This window comes from Bacillus glycinifermentans, assembly GCF_001042475.2.
In the GTDB taxonomy this organism is placed as follows: Bacteria; Bacillota; Bacilli; order Bacillales; family Bacillaceae; genus Bacillus; species Bacillus glycinifermentans.
Genome location: NZ_LECW02000012.1, coordinates 69477 through 84151, shown reverse-complemented (window position 1 = coordinate 84151; position 14675 = coordinate 69477). Strand labels below are relative to the sequence as shown.

17 protein-coding genes are annotated in these 14675 nt (G+C 44.0%); 8 read left to right on the top strand and 9 right to left on the bottom strand.

Going from position 1 to position 14675, the window contains the following annotated elements; all coding sequences use genetic code 11:
• Positions 1 to 1218, top strand: coding sequence for an EAL and HDOD domain-containing protein (locus AB447_RS08455; protein WP_048353780.1), 1218 nt, complete (start codon positions 1 to 3; stop codon positions 1216 to 1218).
• A 50-nt stretch (positions 1219 to 1268) separates the two neighbouring features.
• Here the strand turns inward: AB447_RS08455 and AB447_RS08450 are convergent, their stop codons facing one another.
• The gene (locus AB447_RS08450) at positions 1269 to 1616 is read right to left on the bottom strand and encodes a YuzC family spore coat inner layer protein (RefSeq protein ID WP_232517706.1); all 348 of its coding nucleotides are present in this window, start codon (positions 1614 to 1616) and stop codon (positions 1269 to 1271) included.
• A gap of 490 nt (positions 1617 to 2106) precedes the next feature.
• Between AB447_RS08450 and degQ the strand changes: the two genes are divergently transcribed.
• The 6 genes from degQ to AB447_RS08420 all read left to right on the top strand — a co-directional run bounded on the left by degQ (position 2107) and on the right by AB447_RS08420 (position 6943).
• Positions 2107 to 2247: a degradation enzyme regulation protein DegQ gene (gene degQ, locus AB447_RS08445; protein ID WP_003184860.1), complete on the top strand. Its 141-nt coding sequence runs from the start codon at positions 2107 to 2109 to the stop codon at positions 2245 to 2247.
• 191 nt (positions 2248 to 2438) lie between these two features.
• On the top strand, positions 2439 to 3320 hold the full coding sequence (locus AB447_RS08440) for a polyprenyl synthetase family protein (protein ID WP_048406751.1): 882 nt from the start codon (positions 2439 to 2441) through the stop codon (positions 3318 to 3320).
• Positions 3321 to 3322: 2 nt separating this feature from the next.
• On the top strand, positions 3323 to 3493 hold the full coding sequence (gene comX, locus AB447_RS08435) for a competence pheromone ComX (RefSeq protein WP_048353781.1): 171 nt from the start codon (positions 3323 to 3325) through the stop codon (positions 3491 to 3493).
• A gap of 13 nt (positions 3494 to 3506) precedes the next feature.
• The gene (locus AB447_RS08430; RefSeq protein WP_057957515.1) at positions 3507 to 5810 is read left to right on the top strand and encodes an ATP-binding protein; all 2304 of its coding nucleotides are present in this window, start codon (positions 3507 to 3509) and stop codon (positions 5808 to 5810) included.
• An 82-nt stretch (positions 5811 to 5892) separates the two neighbouring features.
• A complete protein-coding gene (gene comA, locus AB447_RS08425; RefSeq protein WP_046131689.1) occupies positions 5893 to 6531 on the top strand; it encodes a two-component system response regulator ComA in 639 nt (212 codons plus the stop codon).
• 19 nt (positions 6532 to 6550) lie between these two features.
• A complete protein-coding gene (locus tag AB447_RS08420) occupies positions 6551 to 6943 on the top strand; it encodes a hotdog fold thioesterase (protein WP_048353782.1) in 393 nt (130 codons plus the stop codon).
• 40 nt (positions 6944 to 6983) lie between these two features.
• Here AB447_RS08420 and mnhG read toward each other — a convergent pair whose 3' ends face one another.
• The 7 genes from mnhG to AB447_RS08385 are packed head-to-tail and all read right to left on the bottom strand — an operon-like array spanning position 6984 to position 12750.
• Positions 6984 to 7358, bottom strand: coding sequence for a monovalent cation/H(+) antiporter subunit G (gene mnhG, locus AB447_RS08415; protein WP_048353783.1), 375 nt, complete (start codon positions 7356 to 7358; stop codon positions 6984 to 6986).
• Positions 7342 to 7626, bottom strand: a complete 285-nt coding sequence (locus AB447_RS08410; protein ID WP_048353784.1) for a Na(+)/H(+) antiporter subunit F1 — start codon at positions 7624 to 7626, stop codon at positions 7342 to 7344. The genes mnhG and AB447_RS08410 overlap by 17 nt, the downstream gene beginning before the upstream one ends.
• Positions 7626 to 8102 (bottom strand): Na+/H+ antiporter subunit E, encoded by a 477-nt coding sequence (locus AB447_RS08405; RefSeq protein ID WP_048353785.1) that lies wholly within the window; start codon positions 8100 to 8102, stop codon positions 7626 to 7628. Before AB447_RS08405 ends, AB447_RS08410 begins: the two co-directional genes overlap by 1 nt.
• Positions 8103 to 8107: 5 nt before the next feature.
• A complete protein-coding gene (locus AB447_RS08400; protein WP_048353786.1) occupies positions 8108 to 9586 on the bottom strand; it encodes a Na+/H+ antiporter subunit D in 1479 nt (492 codons plus the stop codon).
• Positions 9579 to 9920 (bottom strand): Na(+)/H(+) antiporter subunit C, encoded by a 342-nt coding sequence (locus AB447_RS08395; RefSeq protein ID WP_046131683.1) that lies wholly within the window; start codon positions 9918 to 9920, stop codon positions 9579 to 9581. Before AB447_RS08395 ends, AB447_RS08400 begins: the two co-directional genes overlap by 8 nt.
• Positions 9920 to 10351 carry a Na(+)/H(+) antiporter subunit B gene (locus tag AB447_RS08390; protein WP_048353787.1) on the bottom strand — a complete coding sequence of 144 codons (432 nt, stop codon included), beginning with the start codon at positions 10349 to 10351 and terminating at the stop codon, positions 9920 to 9922. The genes AB447_RS08395 and AB447_RS08390 overlap by 1 nt, the downstream gene beginning before the upstream one ends.
• Complete coding sequence (locus AB447_RS08385; RefSeq protein ID WP_048353788.1) at positions 10348 to 12750, bottom strand: Na+/H+ antiporter subunit A; 2403 nt, start codon at positions 12748 to 12750, stop codon at positions 10348 to 10350. The genes AB447_RS08390 and AB447_RS08385 overlap by 4 nt, the downstream gene beginning before the upstream one ends.
• A 242-nt stretch (positions 12751 to 12992) precedes the next feature.
• Between AB447_RS08385 and AB447_RS08380 the strand changes: the two genes are divergently transcribed.
• On the top strand, positions 12993 to 13226 hold the full coding sequence (locus AB447_RS08380) for a hypothetical protein (protein WP_048353789.1): 234 nt from the start codon (positions 12993 to 12995) through the stop codon (positions 13224 to 13226).
• A gap of 47 nt (positions 13227 to 13273) precedes the next feature.
• Here the strand turns inward: AB447_RS08380 and AB447_RS08375 are convergent, their stop codons facing one another.
• The gene (locus AB447_RS08375; RefSeq protein ID WP_048353790.1) at positions 13274 to 14614 is read right to left on the bottom strand and encodes a 2-hydroxycarboxylate transporter family protein; all 1341 of its coding nucleotides are present in this window, start codon (positions 14612 to 14614) and stop codon (positions 13274 to 13276) included.
• Positions 14615 to 14675: the final 61 nt, after the last annotated feature.

The window sequence follows — 14675 nt, the reverse complement described above, 5'->3', positions numbered from 1 at the left end:
ATGAGGGTATTTGTTGCCAGACAGCCAATTTTCAACAGAAATGAACAAGTCGTTGCATATGAGCTTTTATACAGGGAAAGCGAAGAAAACTTTTTCTCTGGAACAGACGGCGACCAGGCGACGACAGAACTAATGATCAACAGCTTTGTAAATATCGGAATCAATAAACTGACACAAGGTAAAAAATACTACGTAAACTTTACAGAGGGCCTTTTGAAATCGGGATTGCCGACGTATTTTGATCCCGACCGGCTCGTCGTGGAGATTCTCGAAGATGTCCCGATCACCCGGGACCTGATCAGAAGATGCAGGCAATTGAAAAAGCTCGGATATACGATCGCCCTTGACGATTTTTGTTTAAAACACAGCGGGAATCAAGAGCTTCTCAATCAGCTGCTGAAGTATATCGATATACTAAAGGTCGATTTTTTCAAAACGACGCAAGCCGAAAGGCGGTTCATTCTACATTCATGCCGTTCTTACCATCTGAAATTTCTCGCTGAAAAAGTCGAGACGAGAAAAGAGTATGAACAGGCCGCGGCCGACGGTTTTCATTTGTTTCAAGGGTATTTTTTCAGTGAACCGGTCGTGATCGACGGTCAGGACATTACATATCATTTCCATGCCTATTATGAACTGCTTCATGAGCTAAGCGAAGAACAGCCTGACATTCAGGTTGTCACAAATATTATTGAAAAGGATTTGTCGCTATCCTACCAGCTCTTGAAGCTGCTGAATTCTGCAGCCGGCCGGCCGATACAAAAAATTAAAAGCATCCGCCAGGCGATCGTGCTGCTCGGATTTAAAGAAATCAAAAGATGGATCTACATCCTCTCATTTAAAGATCTAACAAAAAAACAAAATTCAAGCAAAAACGAAGTCGTGAAAATTTCGCTGATCCGAGCGAAGCTTTGCGAATTGCTGGCAAAAAAAACAAGGCGTCCCCAGCCTTCTTCCTATATGCTGACAGGAATGTTTTCATTCATTGATACGCTTTTGCACAGGGAACTGACGGAAGTAATCAGTGAACTGCCGCTGACAGACGAAGTGGGACAAGCGCTCCTTGGCAAAGAGAACGACTATCGAAAAGTTTTGCACCTTGCGAAATTAATTGAACGAAACGAATGGGAAGATACCTCGCAAACAGACGGCTTGACAAAGGAGGAAGCACACCGTTGCTACCTTGAAGCCATCGAATGGTGTCACAAGATTTTATAACGTCCAAAAATCCGGCTGTTCTCATCCGAGAAGCCGGATTTTTTGCGTTTTCAAGACCAGCGCAGCATCAGTGACATTGTACTGGATGGATTAATGAGAATAATGCGGAGGCCGTCCGGATTGAAGGATACGTCAATCCGGCTTCTGATACCGGTTTGTCTCAGCAGTGCGATGACGGTTTCTTTTTGCGATCTTTGCCCGGCTTCCATAATTCTTCGCGCAAGGTCGCGTGAAGCAGTGATTCTATTTAAGATCAGCTGCCCGTCAGCCATCAGGCTGTTTGCGGTTCTTGCGGAGCGGAGAAACACGTCCGTTTTGACTTCGGGAAATAGCTGCCGATCATGAACATGCCGGTACGGACATGCCCAATACGCGTTGACGATATAACATGGAAACAAACTGAACACCTCATTTTTCATTTTACGGGTCAAATTGCGGTTTTTGCGGTGTGAGCACAAGGAATGGTTTTTTAGGATAAAACATACGCAATATCGTTTTGCGTTTTTTTCGGTGTTGGCGCCGCGGTTGCGTTCCGCAACTCCGTCCGTTTTTTTGCTTTCCATCAGATGATACTTTTGGCTTACAGTCATAAAACGAACTGTTTTTGCTCTTATTCTTGTTATAAAGGGATTTTGAAGAGTGTTGAAGTTTTCCTTTTTAAAAAAATGAAAAATTTTAAAATTTTCTTAGGGTTTGAGAACTAGTTACCGATCGTGTAAAATGGGTGTTATGGTCTATTGAGTGTTTGCGGTGTAACGCACGAATATCAGGCCAACTTTTCGGTGAAAAAGTGGTCATTTCCCTTTAAACTTGTATTAACAGATCAAATACCTATGACTCGTTCACTATACACAAATTGATTGATCTTCCAAAAGGAGTGTGGAATCAGTGGAAAAGCAACAAATTGAAGAGTTAAAGCAATTGCTTTGGCGGCTTGAAAATGAAATCAGGGAAACGAAAGACTCCTTGCGCAAGATTAACAAAAGTATCGACCAATACGATAAATACACATATTTAAAAACCTCTTAAAAGGACTTGTTTCAGACAAGTCTTTTTTTTTTTTTGCGGTTTCCGACCCAAAAAAAGGATAAATTATTATATAATTGTTAAAAAAGAAAAATGCTCTGTCAATCAGGAATTTGATTTAGTAAAATATGAAGAAAGGAGGGAGTATCATCTCTGAGCTTTTCAGTCTAGACCTTGATAAAATCAAGCAAAAAATGAATCATTTTATAGACGATGAAATTCCCAACCGCGATTTAAATCAAACGTTGCGCTCTTTTGTAGATGCAAAGGACCATCTGCATTTCAGCGAGCTTGTTTTTTACCATTACTTTAGTTTCGGCGGCACAGATACGGATAAAGCGGAAACCCTTGGAGCAGGGATTGAACTGCTGATCCTTTCGTTTGACATCTTCGATGATTTGGAGGATGAAGACAGTCCGAATGAGCCTTGGATGAAGATGAACCGTTCAGTTGCGCTCAATGCGGCGACGGCTCTGTATACCCTTAGCATCAAAGTCAGCACCTCTGTTTCAAACAATCCCGTGTTTTTACATAAACTGATGGAGTATATATTAGAATCATCGCAAGGGCAGCATGACGATCTCAGAGATCAACCTGTCACTGAAGAAGAATGCCTCGACATGATCAAGCGCAAATCGGGTTCCCTGACTGCGCTTCCGTGCGTTTTGGGAACGATGCTGGCCACGGGCGAATTCAATAAGACAGTTGAAACATACGCATACCAACTGGGAATTGCTTCACAAATCGAAAATGATTATAAAGCACTTTTTTATAATACAAAAAGCGACATTGTAAAAAAGAAGCGGACGCTTGCTTATTTATATTTATCTCGAAAATTCAACCAGGCTTCTATAGATTTGTTAAATATATTTGAAAATGAGGATAAATTTGCCGATATAGAAATAAAATGCTATAAAGAGAAACTGAAGACCGCGGGCGTTACTCAGTATATGTATGTCATGAACCAGCTCGCTATTCAGAAATTAAAAAAAGGAATGGCTCAGCTTACAATTGGGGAGGAGGAAAAAAAACGTTTAATATCGTTTATTATGGATGTTTTCAGTGAGGAGGTTTAATGTTGCAGGATATTGTAAGCTTTTTGGTTCAACACCCAGAGGTGCTAGAGCAGGTTATTAATGGTAGGGCAAGCCTATTAGGTGTAGATGATGATCAATTAATATCGTTGATTAAAGCATTTAATGAATTCGAATTGAATGCAAAAGTAACATACTGGAGACCTTTTAATTGATAGGAGTTCAGATATGAACTACAGCTTACGTAAAGTTTCGATTATATTATTAATTTTAAGTTTTGTTTATTGCCTTTATGTCGGCTACTTATTTTTCCATGACCGTTTTGAAGGTGCAAGGTTGCAGTATAACTCTAGTCATCAATTAGAAGTTGTTGAAGTAGAGAAAAATTCATCAGCAGAGTACGCTGAGGTAAAAAAGGGAGACATAATTCTTGAGATTAATGGCAGAAAAATATCCAAAGAGAAGCTATCTCCTGAAAACATTCTTTCTTGGGCCTATTCTCTGACTGTAGAAAGAAATGGAGAAACAGTAAGCATCAACACTCAAGAGACGATTATTGGGTACGATATGCTTTTTGTCTTTTTCATTCCCACTATATGTTACTTACTTTGTCTGTTTTGTATTTTTCTTATTTTAAAATCAAACAAATCAGAAAAACGTTATTCATCATTTTTTTTGATTATGTTTCTACTAATTATTTCAATGGCTTATCTGAGTGCTGGAGGTGTGGCACGAGGAGACATTTTAAGTAGATATTTTAATTTACTCACTTTTATATCTGTACCAATAAGTTATCTGCATTTTATACATCAATATTTCAAAGAAACTGGAAAGAAGTTTTTTAACAATAAAGTATTTTTACTATATTTACTGCCATTATTCAATATAATTTTAGAGTGTTTTTTTCGTCATCGGCTTACAATTGATATGGTAGGTAGTATTAATCTGCTTTCTTTTTTAGTTAGCATGACGATCGTTATTATTGTGATTATTTACGGTTTAATAAAACATCGCTTTTCTGAGCAAGCTTATTTTCTAAAGATGATGATGTTTACAAATTTAATAGCAATTTCACCTTTTGTAATTTTTTATGCACTTCCATATCTATTTTTAGATGATTACATATTTCCGGCAGTTTTTGTTGCACCATTTCTCATTTTAATTCCATTGTCTTTAGTTTATCAGTTTATGGCAAATAAAATTTATAATGTAGAGTTTCTTTTAGGAAGATTAAAATACTATGGCTTGCTGGCAATTATACCAACAATAATTTTGGCTTACGTAGCTACTTTTGCCCATTTTCGAGTTGATGGATATAGTGCCATAAGACTGGCATCTTGTATTTATCTGGTTATACTTGGCGTTTTTTATTTTAAAGAAATTCTTGATTTTCGATTTCGTTTAAAGCGTTTTTCAGAAAAATTTAATTACCAGGACAGTATTTTTAAGTTCACACAAATAATTCGAACATCAATGTCTTTAAAACAGGTCCTATTTGAACTGAAACAAACTATCCTTGACGTATTATTAGTTAATCAAACTTATGTTATGGAAGTGAAAAGCGATGGAACAATATCATTGCTAGAAGATGATATTGAAGATCAACCTTGGCTTCCATTTGAAAAGGAAGTTTCTATAGCCGTCACCGAAATCGGCAAAATCGTCGAAGTCGACCGCGGGTTTCTCATTAAAATCGGTGAACGGGGCGGGACGTCTTATGTCATGTTGTGTCTGTCGATTTTAAATACGCCAAGGCTGACCCGTGATGAGATTTCGTGGCTTGAGACGCTGGCGTTTTATACGAGCGTTTCCTTGGAAAACGTTCTGAAGATCGGCGAACTGATGGAGCATCTTGAGAATGTGAAAAAGGAAGGGCCGAATCCGGCTTGGCTGAATAAGCTGATGTTTGCGATCGAGGAGAAGCAGAGGTCCGATTTGGCGAGGGATTTACACGATTCGGTGCTTCAGGATATGATTTCTTTGAAGCATCAAAGCGAGATGTTTCTTGCCGATTTTGAAAAAGATAAAGTGTGTACGGCCGAAATCGAGCAAAGGCTTGTCAATATGAATGAGCAAATGTCGAATGTGATCCAGATGACGAGGGAAACGTGCCAGGAGCTGAGACCGCAGCTATTGTACGATCTCGGCCTCGTTAAAGCACTCTCCAAACTGGCGGCGCAGCATCAGGAATCCTCTTCGATGCGGATCAGATTAAATACGGAAAGGTTTTCAAAAGTGCTCGATCTAGATACACAGCTGAATCTGTACAGAATCGTTCAGGAGCTTTTGAGCAACGCAGTGAAACATTCGAAGGCGCATGAGGTTTTGGTTATGCTCGTTTGCATTAAGGAAAAAGTCGTGCTCCATTATGAAGATGACGGCATCGGTTTTGATCAGGACAAGCTTTATCAAAACAGCTCCAGTATGGGGCTGTCGGGAATTCGCGAGCGCGTCCGCGCTTTGAACGGAAAACTGGACATTAAAACAGCAGAGGGAAAAGGATTCAAGGTCATCATTGAAATGGAATTGTAATGTTTAGTAAAGGAATTTTGCTTGTCATCCGCCAAGTTTTTTCTATAAAATGGTGTTAGGTGAACGGAAAAGGGAGGAAATTATGAGAAGATTACTTGTGATCGATGATCATCCGGCTGTCATGGAGGGGACAAAGGCAATTCTTGAAACGAATCAGGATTTTCTTGTCGATTGCCTCAGCCCTGAAGCCAGCGAACAATTTCTGACTAAACATGATTTTTCTGCGTATGACCTGATCTTAATGGATTTGAATCTGGGCGAAATCAACGGAATGGACCTCTCCAAGAAAATCCTTGAGACCTGTTCATCATGCAAAATTATCGTTTATACCGGATACGAAGTAGAGGATTATTTTGAAGAAGCGATTCGTTCCGGTATGCATGGTGCGATCAGCAAAACAGAGTCAAAGGAAAAGATTATTGAGTACATATATCAAGTGTTGGATAATAAAATCGTCGTCGATTATGATTACTTAAAAGATCTGATCACTAAGCAAAAAACAAAATCAAGCAGCCAAGAGACCCAGCACGACGTATTGACCGAAAGAGAACGCTTGATCTTAAAAGAGGTCGAAAAAGGCTATACGAATCAGGAGATTGCCGATGCGCTGCATCTGAGCAAACGTTCGATCGAATACAGCCTGACTTCCGTATTTAACAAACTGAATGTCGGCTCACGGACGGAAGCTGTATTGATCGCAAAATCCGAAGGCGTACTTTAAGGAAAGGAGGACTTGTGCAGTGGAGACGAAACATACGCTTCTTGAAGCGCTTGGCATTAAAGTGACGGAATGCAATAAAGAACGCTGCGTTGCTGTTATGCCTGTTGATGAAAGGACGCGCCAGCCGTTTGGCTTTCTCCATGGCGGGGCATCTGTCGCATTGGCCGAAACGGTGGCCAGCATCGGAGCATATCAGCACATCGATCCAAAGCGGCAGGCCTGTTTCGGGCTTGAGATTAACGCAAACCATATCAAATCCATCAAGGAAGGAACCGTTAAAGCGGTCGCAACCCCGCTTCATGTTGGAAGATCCACGATGGTATTCCACATCGACATCCGCGATGAAGAGGACCGGCTCATTTGTGTGTCACGATGCACCATGGCGGTCGTCCAGCATTCCTCATCATCATAACCCTTTCATCAAAAAACTCGCCCGTTTCGGCGAGTTTTCTTTATAAATAAGAGTCTTCTTTCTTTTTGATGACGAAATTTCTGTATCCTTCGTAATCATCCTGGACGCTTTTCTCTTCCATTTTCACCCCTGTATTGTAAGCGGCACGGGCAATCAAATGGGCCCCTACGGGAGACGTCAGGAAGACAAAGACGATCCCGAGCAGCACCTTGGCCGCGATGATGCCGTGGAGGAACCAGAAGTAAAAAAAGACGCCGAGCAGAACGCAGATAATGCCCAATGTCGCCCCTTTTGAAGCGGCATGGATTCTTGAATAGACATCAGGGAGCCTTAATGTTCCAAATGACGCGGCAAGGCAGATAAGCGACCCCAAAAGAATAAAAACGGCGATGACAATTTTAGCGGTTTCGATCATTTTCAATAATCTCTCCTTTCTCGAGGAATTTTGAAAATGCAACGGTTCCGATAAAGGCTAAAATGCCGATCAGCAAGATGACCTCTAAAAATGTGGACGTATTCAAAAGAATCGAGACGAGAGCCGTAATACCGATCAGATTGATGCCGATCGCATCAAGCGCCACCACTCTGTCAGGGATGCTCGGTCCTTTGATCACCCTGATGACATAAAGAAAAGTGGAGACCGCCAGGATGCCGAGCGAGAGCTGGAGAATGAATTCAAACATCAGCGGCTTACCTCCTTAATGGCCTCTTCAAACGAATGCCGAATGTCGTAGATGGCTTTTTCGGCATCGTCTATATCGACCGCATGTATATAAAGAATGGAACGGTCATCTGAAATATCGATAACCAGTGTTCCGGGCGTCAGCGTAATCAGGTTCGCCAAGGTCGTAATTTCCCAGTCTGCTTTCAGGTCTGTTTTAAAAGCGAAGATCCCCGGCTTATTTTTCAGCTTCGGTGCCAGGATCGTCTTCAGCACGCTGAGATTGGCGAGCAGCAGTTCTTTGATGAAAATCAAGAGAAGCATGATGATCGCCCAGATGTTCAGGACGTAAAAACGGCGCGGAAAGAAGCGTCTCAATAAAAAAAGCGAGAATAACCCGAGCGCGTAGCCGGTGATAAAGCCGACGGCGGTTGGATCATTGTTCAGAAACATCCAGCACAACGCAAGAATAACATTCAGCAAGATTTGTAATGCCATGCGATCTACTCCTTCAAAACGGCTTCAATGTATTTTTCAGGGTGAATCAGCGTATCGGCTGCCTGATGAAAGTACGGAGCGACGAACTCGGTGCCGATTCCGACGGCGAGTGACAGAAAGAGCAGGATCGCTGCCGGATAAATGAAGCCTTTTACCGATCTGTTTCGCGGAGCGTCTTTCCATTCTTCCCCCCAAAACCCGTATATAAATATTTTCATGACGGAATATAAGACAAGCAGACTTGATAACAGCATCAGCAGGGTGATGACGAACTCTCCGCTTGTAAAGCCGCCTTCGGCAATTTTCAGCTTTCCGATAAAGCCGCTGAAGGGCGGGATCCCGGCTAATGAAACGGCAGAAATCATGAACATCCAGCCGAGGGCGGGATGGGTTTTCATATAGCCGCTCATTTTTTTTAGGCTGTTCGTTCCGGCCAGCGCAAACAGCGCCCCGCCCAGCATAAACAACGCTCCCTTAATGATCATGTCGTGTATCAAATAATAGATGGACCCTTCGATGGAAGCGGGCGTATTGGCGGCGATGCCGAACAGAATCACGCCGACAGCTGTCACGATATTGTAGATGATGATTTTTTGGACGTCCCAATAAGCGATTGAGCCGATAACGCCAAATATGATCGTAAGCGCCGCAAGCCAGACCATCAGCTGATGGGTATATGCGGCGTTTTGCGTGAAAATCAGCGTGAACACCCGGGCGATCGCATACATTCCGACTTTGGTGAGCAGCGCCCCGAACAAAGCGGAAACGGCCGCAGGCGGCGCATAATAAGAGCCGGGCATCCAAAAATAAAGCGGGAAAATCCCGCCTTTCAGTCCAAAGACGATGAGAAACAGCACGGCAATGACGGTGATCAGCCCGGCGTGTCCGGATTCGCTGATCCGCACGCTGAGATCCGCCATGTTTAATGTGCCCGTCACGGCGTATAGATAAGCGACTCCGATCACGAATAAAGCGGAAGAAATAATATTAAACACGATATATTTTAACGATTCTCTCAGCTGGATCTTCGTGCCGCCGATAACGATCAAAACGTATGAAGCCATTAAAAGAACTTCGAAGAACACGAACAGGTTGAACAAATCCCCCGTTAAAAAAGCTCCGCTTACGCCGGCCAGCAGAAATTGGACAGCCGGATAATAAAAGAAGCGCTCCCGCTTTTCCCCGATTGAACGAAACGAATACAAGACGGTCGCGAATCCGATGATCGCAGTCGTCAATGCGAGAATGCTGGCGAATTGGTCGGCGACAAGGATGATCCCGAACGGAGGCTTCCACCCGCCAAGGTACAGGGTTTGTATCCCGTCCGTGAATACGGTCTGAGCGAGCACGGCCGCCGCTGCCACGGCTGCAAGGGAAGAGACGGCGCTGAAGGCGCGCATCAGCTTGATCGATTTGTTCATAAAGATAAGCAAAACCGCGGCCAATAAAGGAATCAATATTGGCAGGATGACAAGATTATTCATGTTGATCATTTCCCCTCATTTGTTCCATATCGTCCATTTTCAGCTCCTGGTAGGCGCGGAAGGCCATGACCAAAAGGAAAGACGTGACGCCGAAGGCGATAACGATCGCCGTCAGAATAAGAGCCTGAGGGATCGGATCGACATAAGACGCTGTATCGTTTTTTAAAATCGGAGGAGCACCCTTTTTTAAACCTCCCATCGTCAACAAAAGGAGGTGTACGCCGTGGCTGAGAACGGCCGTTCCGATGATCACCCTCAGAAGGCTTTTTGACAGCATTAAATAAGTCGCCGCCGTGAACAATATTCCTACAATAAACGCCATTAAAATCTCCATTATTCTCTCTCTCCAATCGTCTGAATAATGGTCATCGTCACTCCGACCACTACGAGGTATACGCCGGTGTCAAACAGCACGGCGGTGGCGAGCTCCGTTTTCCCGAGAAGCGGAAGATGAAAATAGCCAAACGCATGCGAGAGAAACTGAGCGCCGAATACAAACGACCCGATCCCGGTGCAGACGGAGATGAACAAGCCTGATGCAGCCACATAAATAAAATTGATCGGCAGGATGTTCTGCACCGTTTTCAAATCATAGGCAAGCAGGAGCAGCACGAAGGAAGATGACGTCATCAGCCCTGCGATAAAACCGCCTCCGGGATTGTTATGGCCCGCCAAAAACAGATGGAATGAAAAGAGCAAAATGATAAAGCAGGCGACCTTTGTAACGGTCTGCAAAATCACATCGTTTGTCTGCTGTTTTTTCAATGCTCTTCTCCTCCCTTCTCCATTCTGAGCCTGATCATGCCGTATACGCCAAGCGCGGCGATGACAAGCACGGTAATTTCAAACAATGTATCAAATCCCCTGAAATCAACCAGCACCACGTTGACGATATTGCGGCCGCCGGCCAGCTTATAGCTGTTTTCAATAAAATAAGACGAAATGCTTTCAAGGGAGCGCTGGCTGTTTGAAGCCAAAGCGAGCAGCGTCACGACAGCTCCGACGCCAATCGAAACGAGCGCATTCGTGATCCTGAATGTTTTCGTTTTCGGTTTGAAGCTGAGCTTCGGCAGATGATAGAAGCACAGCAGGAACAGCGCCACTGAAATCGTTTCGATAATCAGCTGCGTCAGCGCCAGATCCGGCGCTCTGAAAATCACAAAAAACAAAGCGAGCGTATAGCCGATGACACCGAGTGCGATAATCGCCGTCAGCCTTGATCTCGCAAAAACCGTTCCAAAAGTGGCGGCAATCATGACTGCTGACAAGACGAGTTCATAAACGCCGATTGGAGCGGTCCCTTTCACGCTGTAGGAAAAGCCTCCCGTCAGCACAAGCGTACCGCCGACTGCGATAATGAAGAACACAAAAATGTATACGAGGTAATCCCGAAGGAAACCCGTCATGTACGTCCGCGTCGCTTTGTTTGAGCCTTTTTCAAGCCCGTAGAGGGAACGGTCGTACAAGTTGTTCAGCGTCAGCTTATCAGGAAACAGGCCATAGACCTTCTTCCATTTGCCAAGGGTTCGATAAGCGAGAATACCGAGCACTGCAACTCCGATCGTCATGAAGAGCTCAGGCGAAAAACCGTGCCATATCGAAATGTGGACCTTGAATTTTTCATCCCCGTCCAAAAGGCCCGGCATAATCGAAGCAGCCGCAGGCTCAATGATCGTATAAGACAGAATGTTCGGGAAAAAGAAAAAAATCACAGCCAAAGACACGAGGATGATCGGCGAAATCAGCATGCCGAGCGGAGCTTCATGCGCTTTTTTCTCAAGCTTTTCAGGCTGATATTTCCCCCCGAATGTCTGAAACAGCAACACCATGCTGTAAATAAACGTAAACACACTGCCCGTCCAAGCCAGTACAGGGAACAAAAAGCTCCACGTATCAGCGCTGAACAGGTTGAAGTCCGTGATTCTGAGCATGCTCGTAAAAAACATTTCCTTGCTCAAAAATCCGTTAAAAGGAGGCAATCCCGCCATCGAAAACGCGCCGATCAGCGAAATAGTAAAGGTGATCGGCATGATCGTCATTAAACCGCCGAGCCTGCGGATATCCCGCGTTCCGGTTTCATGGTCGATGATTCCGACCGCCATGAAAAGGCTGCCTTTAAAGGTGGCATGGTTGATCAAATGAAAGACGGCGGCAATGACCGCGACCAAATAATAATGAAAATGCTGAAAGTGCAAAGCTGCCGACCCGACGCCGAGCATCGACATGATCATTCCGAGCTGGCTGACGGTGGAGTATGCGAGAATCGCTTTTAAATCCGTCTGTTTGACGGCGTTGAATGAACCCCAGAAAAGCGTGACGATCCCGGTCAAAGATACGATCCAAAACCACTCTCCCGAAAAAGCGAAAACGGGCGTGAACCTTGCCACCAAATAGATGCCCGCTTTGACCATCGTCGCCGAATGCAGATAAGCGCTGACCGGCGTCGGTGCTTCCATCGCATCCGGAAGCCAGATATAAAAAGGAAATTGAGCCGATTTTGTAAAAGCTCCGATTAAAATTAGCACGAGAGCCGGCAGGAAAAAGCCGCTCGCCGATATGGCGTCAACCTGGCTGATCATTTCCCTAATGCTGAATGAACCCGTGATGATATAAAGCAGGATGAATCCTCCGAGCAGCGAAAGGCCGCCGAAAATCGTGATCAGCATCGATTTTGCCGCGCCATACCGCGACTTTTCCCGCTTGTGCCAATAGCCGATAAGCAGGAAAGAAGAGATGCTGGTCAATTCCCAAAATAAATAAAGTACAATGACGTTATCAACGAGTACGACGCCGAGCATCGCTCCCATAAACATGAGCAGATAAACGTAAAACGGCCCGAGCTGTTCCTTTTCCTTGGACAGATAATAAATGCTGTACAGAACAACCAGTGACCCGATCCCCGTAATCAAGAGGGCAAACAGGAGTCCAAGGCCATCGACATAGGCGGTAAAATTAATGCCGAAGGAAGGAATCCATTCCAATGTTGCTTTTAACGTCCCGCCATGTGAAGTCATGCCGATCATACGGAAAAAATAAACGAATAATAAAACAGGCAGAATAAGAACAAACCAGCCCGTATGAATCTTGCGGACATATTTCGCCAACAGCGGAATCAAGAAGGCGAGTACTAAAGGCGCTACTATTGCAATATGTAAAGACGTCATCGTTAACCTCCTTTTGATAGCTTGTATACATACATTTTGCTCCATACGATCATTTTCAAACGTTATCTACTTTTTAGAACCGGCGACCTAGACAAATTATAACTCAATTTTTGACCGGCTGCATGACCGTGAAGAATCGAGTGTTTATGGGGTCATATGAACTCGAAAATAATTTTATCAAAAAATGAGGCATTTGTATAATACATTTTTTTTTGAACAAACTAATCGATAGGTGATAAAAGATGAGAATCAAAGCTTTTGTCAGCCTCGGTTTGTTTTGTTCGATGTTTGCGGGAGCATTTATCATCAACAGGGAAATGCCCTGTGAAAACGACCCGGAGGCAGGGGCGGAAGAAGAGCGGACGTTTGAAGGCGATTTCGCTCCGATGCAGACGGAAAGCGGAGCTCAGCCGTTTATGGAAAACGAAAACGCTCCGTTTAAACCGAGGGAATATATCAGAGTTGTAAAACGCTGAAAACAAAAAAGGAATCCGATCGTATCGATCAGACTCCTTTTTGTTTGTTATGATGTGAAAAACCTCAATAAAATGGTTGCCATAATAACCGTGGATGCGCCTCCGAGACGCGTTGAGATTTGCGCAAACGGCATGAGGCCCATTCTTCCTGAAGCCGAAAGGATGGCGACGTCCCCGGTTCCGCCAAGACCGCTGTGGCAGCCTGTTACGATCGCTGATTCGACAGGGTACATGTTCATCAATTTTCCGACGAAATACCCTGAAGTAACCATTGCGATAACGACGGATGCACAGACGATAACGAAGCGTACAGAGATGACTGATGCAACGTCATCAAGCGGGATATAAAGAATACCAAGTCCGACCATAAGCGGCCAAGTAAAGCTTGATGACATGAATTTGTAAAGCTGGTGAGCGCCTTTTTCCATGCTGGCCGGCAGCAGTTTCGCATACTTCACCGCAGCCGCTGCAATGATCATTAAAATCGCCCCTGGAATCGCGATGAATTTCGAAACCAGGCCGCCAAAAATGAAGAACGTACAAGCGATCAGAACGCCCGCGCCCATTAATTTCAAATCAATTTTAGGCTCTTCTTCTTTTTGGTTGAAAATGTCATCGTCTTTTTTCGACTTGACAAGCCGTCCGTTTCCGTTTAGCTCAGGACGCTTTTCGCCAAGTTTTTTCATCAATCCTGCCGCGATGATCGCCACGACGTTTCCGATAATCGCAGCCGGAATGAGCTGTGAAACAAACACGTCGGTAGATTGTCCCAAAATATGCGAATAGGCGAGAGACAGCGGCAAGATTCCTTCGCCGATACCGCCGGCAATGATCGGTACGATAATAAAGAAGAAAGATTCATAAGGGCTGTAGCCTAGTATTAAGCCGACGAGTATTCCGGCAGCGACGGCGGCGATAGTACCGGCCAAAAGCGGCACGAACATTCTCATAAAGCCTTGAATTAAAATCGTGCGGTGCATGCCCAAAATGCTTCCGGCAACTAAACAAGCGATATAAAAATACAGAAAGTTAGACGTTTTCATTAGTGTTGTAACCGCATCCAAAGACGCCGGGTTGAGCACTTTATAAAAGACTAAAAATGAAGGAACGAACAATGAAAGAATCGCAGGTCCGCCGATATCTTTTAAAATCGGAATCCGCTGGCCGATATCTCCGAGCACGACTCCCAAAATCATGATGATGGCGAATCCGCCGAGCATATCGTTAGGCAGCTGGTTAAAATAAGCTGATAGAAAAATAATGATGGATAATGCCAGATAAAGCGGAAACGGAATGACGCCGATCTTCCAATGAATCAATTTTTGAAATGCATTTTTATGTTCTTTTTGATCGGTTGTAATCGGTTTCAAATTCTTTGCTGCTTCCATGAAAAACACCCCCACATTTGTATGGTTACAATTGTAGAAGAAAAGTGTATTTTTTGTGTAT

Excerpts from the sequence above, each read along its gene's own strand:
- AB447_RS08455 (WP_048353780.1), top strand. The coding sequence starts at position 1 with ATGAGGGTATTTGTTGCCAGACAGCCAATTTTCAACAGAAATGAACAA.
- AB447_RS08440 (WP_048406751.1), top strand. The coding sequence starts at position 2,439 with ATGAATCATTTTATAGACGATGAAATTCCCAACCGCGATTTAAATCAA.
- AB447_RS08430 (WP_057957515.1), top strand. The coding sequence starts at position 3,507 with ATGAACTACAGCTTACGTAAAGTTTCGATTATATTATTAATTTTAAGT.
- comA (WP_046131689.1), top strand. The coding sequence starts at position 5,893 with ATGAGAAGATTACTTGTGATCGATGATCATCCGGCTGTCATGGAGGGG.
- mnhG (WP_048353783.1), bottom strand. The coding sequence starts at position 7,358 with ATGATCGAAACCGCTAAAATTGTCATCGCCGTTTTTATTCTTTTGGGG.
- AB447_RS08410 (WP_048353784.1), bottom strand. The coding sequence starts at position 7,626 with ATGTTTGAATTCATTCTCCAGCTCTCGCTCGGCATCCTGGCGGTCTCC.
- AB447_RS08405 (WP_048353785.1), bottom strand. The coding sequence starts at position 8,102 with ATGGCATTACAAATCTTGCTGAATGTTATTCTTGCGTTGTGCTGGATG.
- AB447_RS08400 (WP_048353786.1), bottom strand. The coding sequence starts at position 9,586 with ATGAATAATCTTGTCATCCTGCCAATATTGATTCCTTTATTGGCCGCG.
- AB447_RS08395 (WP_046131683.1), bottom strand. The coding sequence starts at position 9,920 with ATGGAGATTTTAATGGCGTTTATTGTAGGAATATTGTTCACGGCGGCG.
- AB447_RS08385 (WP_048353788.1), bottom strand. The coding sequence starts at position 12,750 with ATGACGTCTTTACATATTGCAATAGTAGCGCCTTTAGTACTCGCCTTC.
- AB447_RS08380 (WP_048353789.1), top strand. The coding sequence starts at position 12,993 with ATGAGAATCAAAGCTTTTGTCAGCCTCGGTTTGTTTTGTTCGATGTTT.
- AB447_RS08375 (WP_048353790.1), bottom strand. The coding sequence starts at position 14,614 with ATGGAAGCAGCAAAGAATTTGAAACCGATTACAACCGATCAAAAAGAA.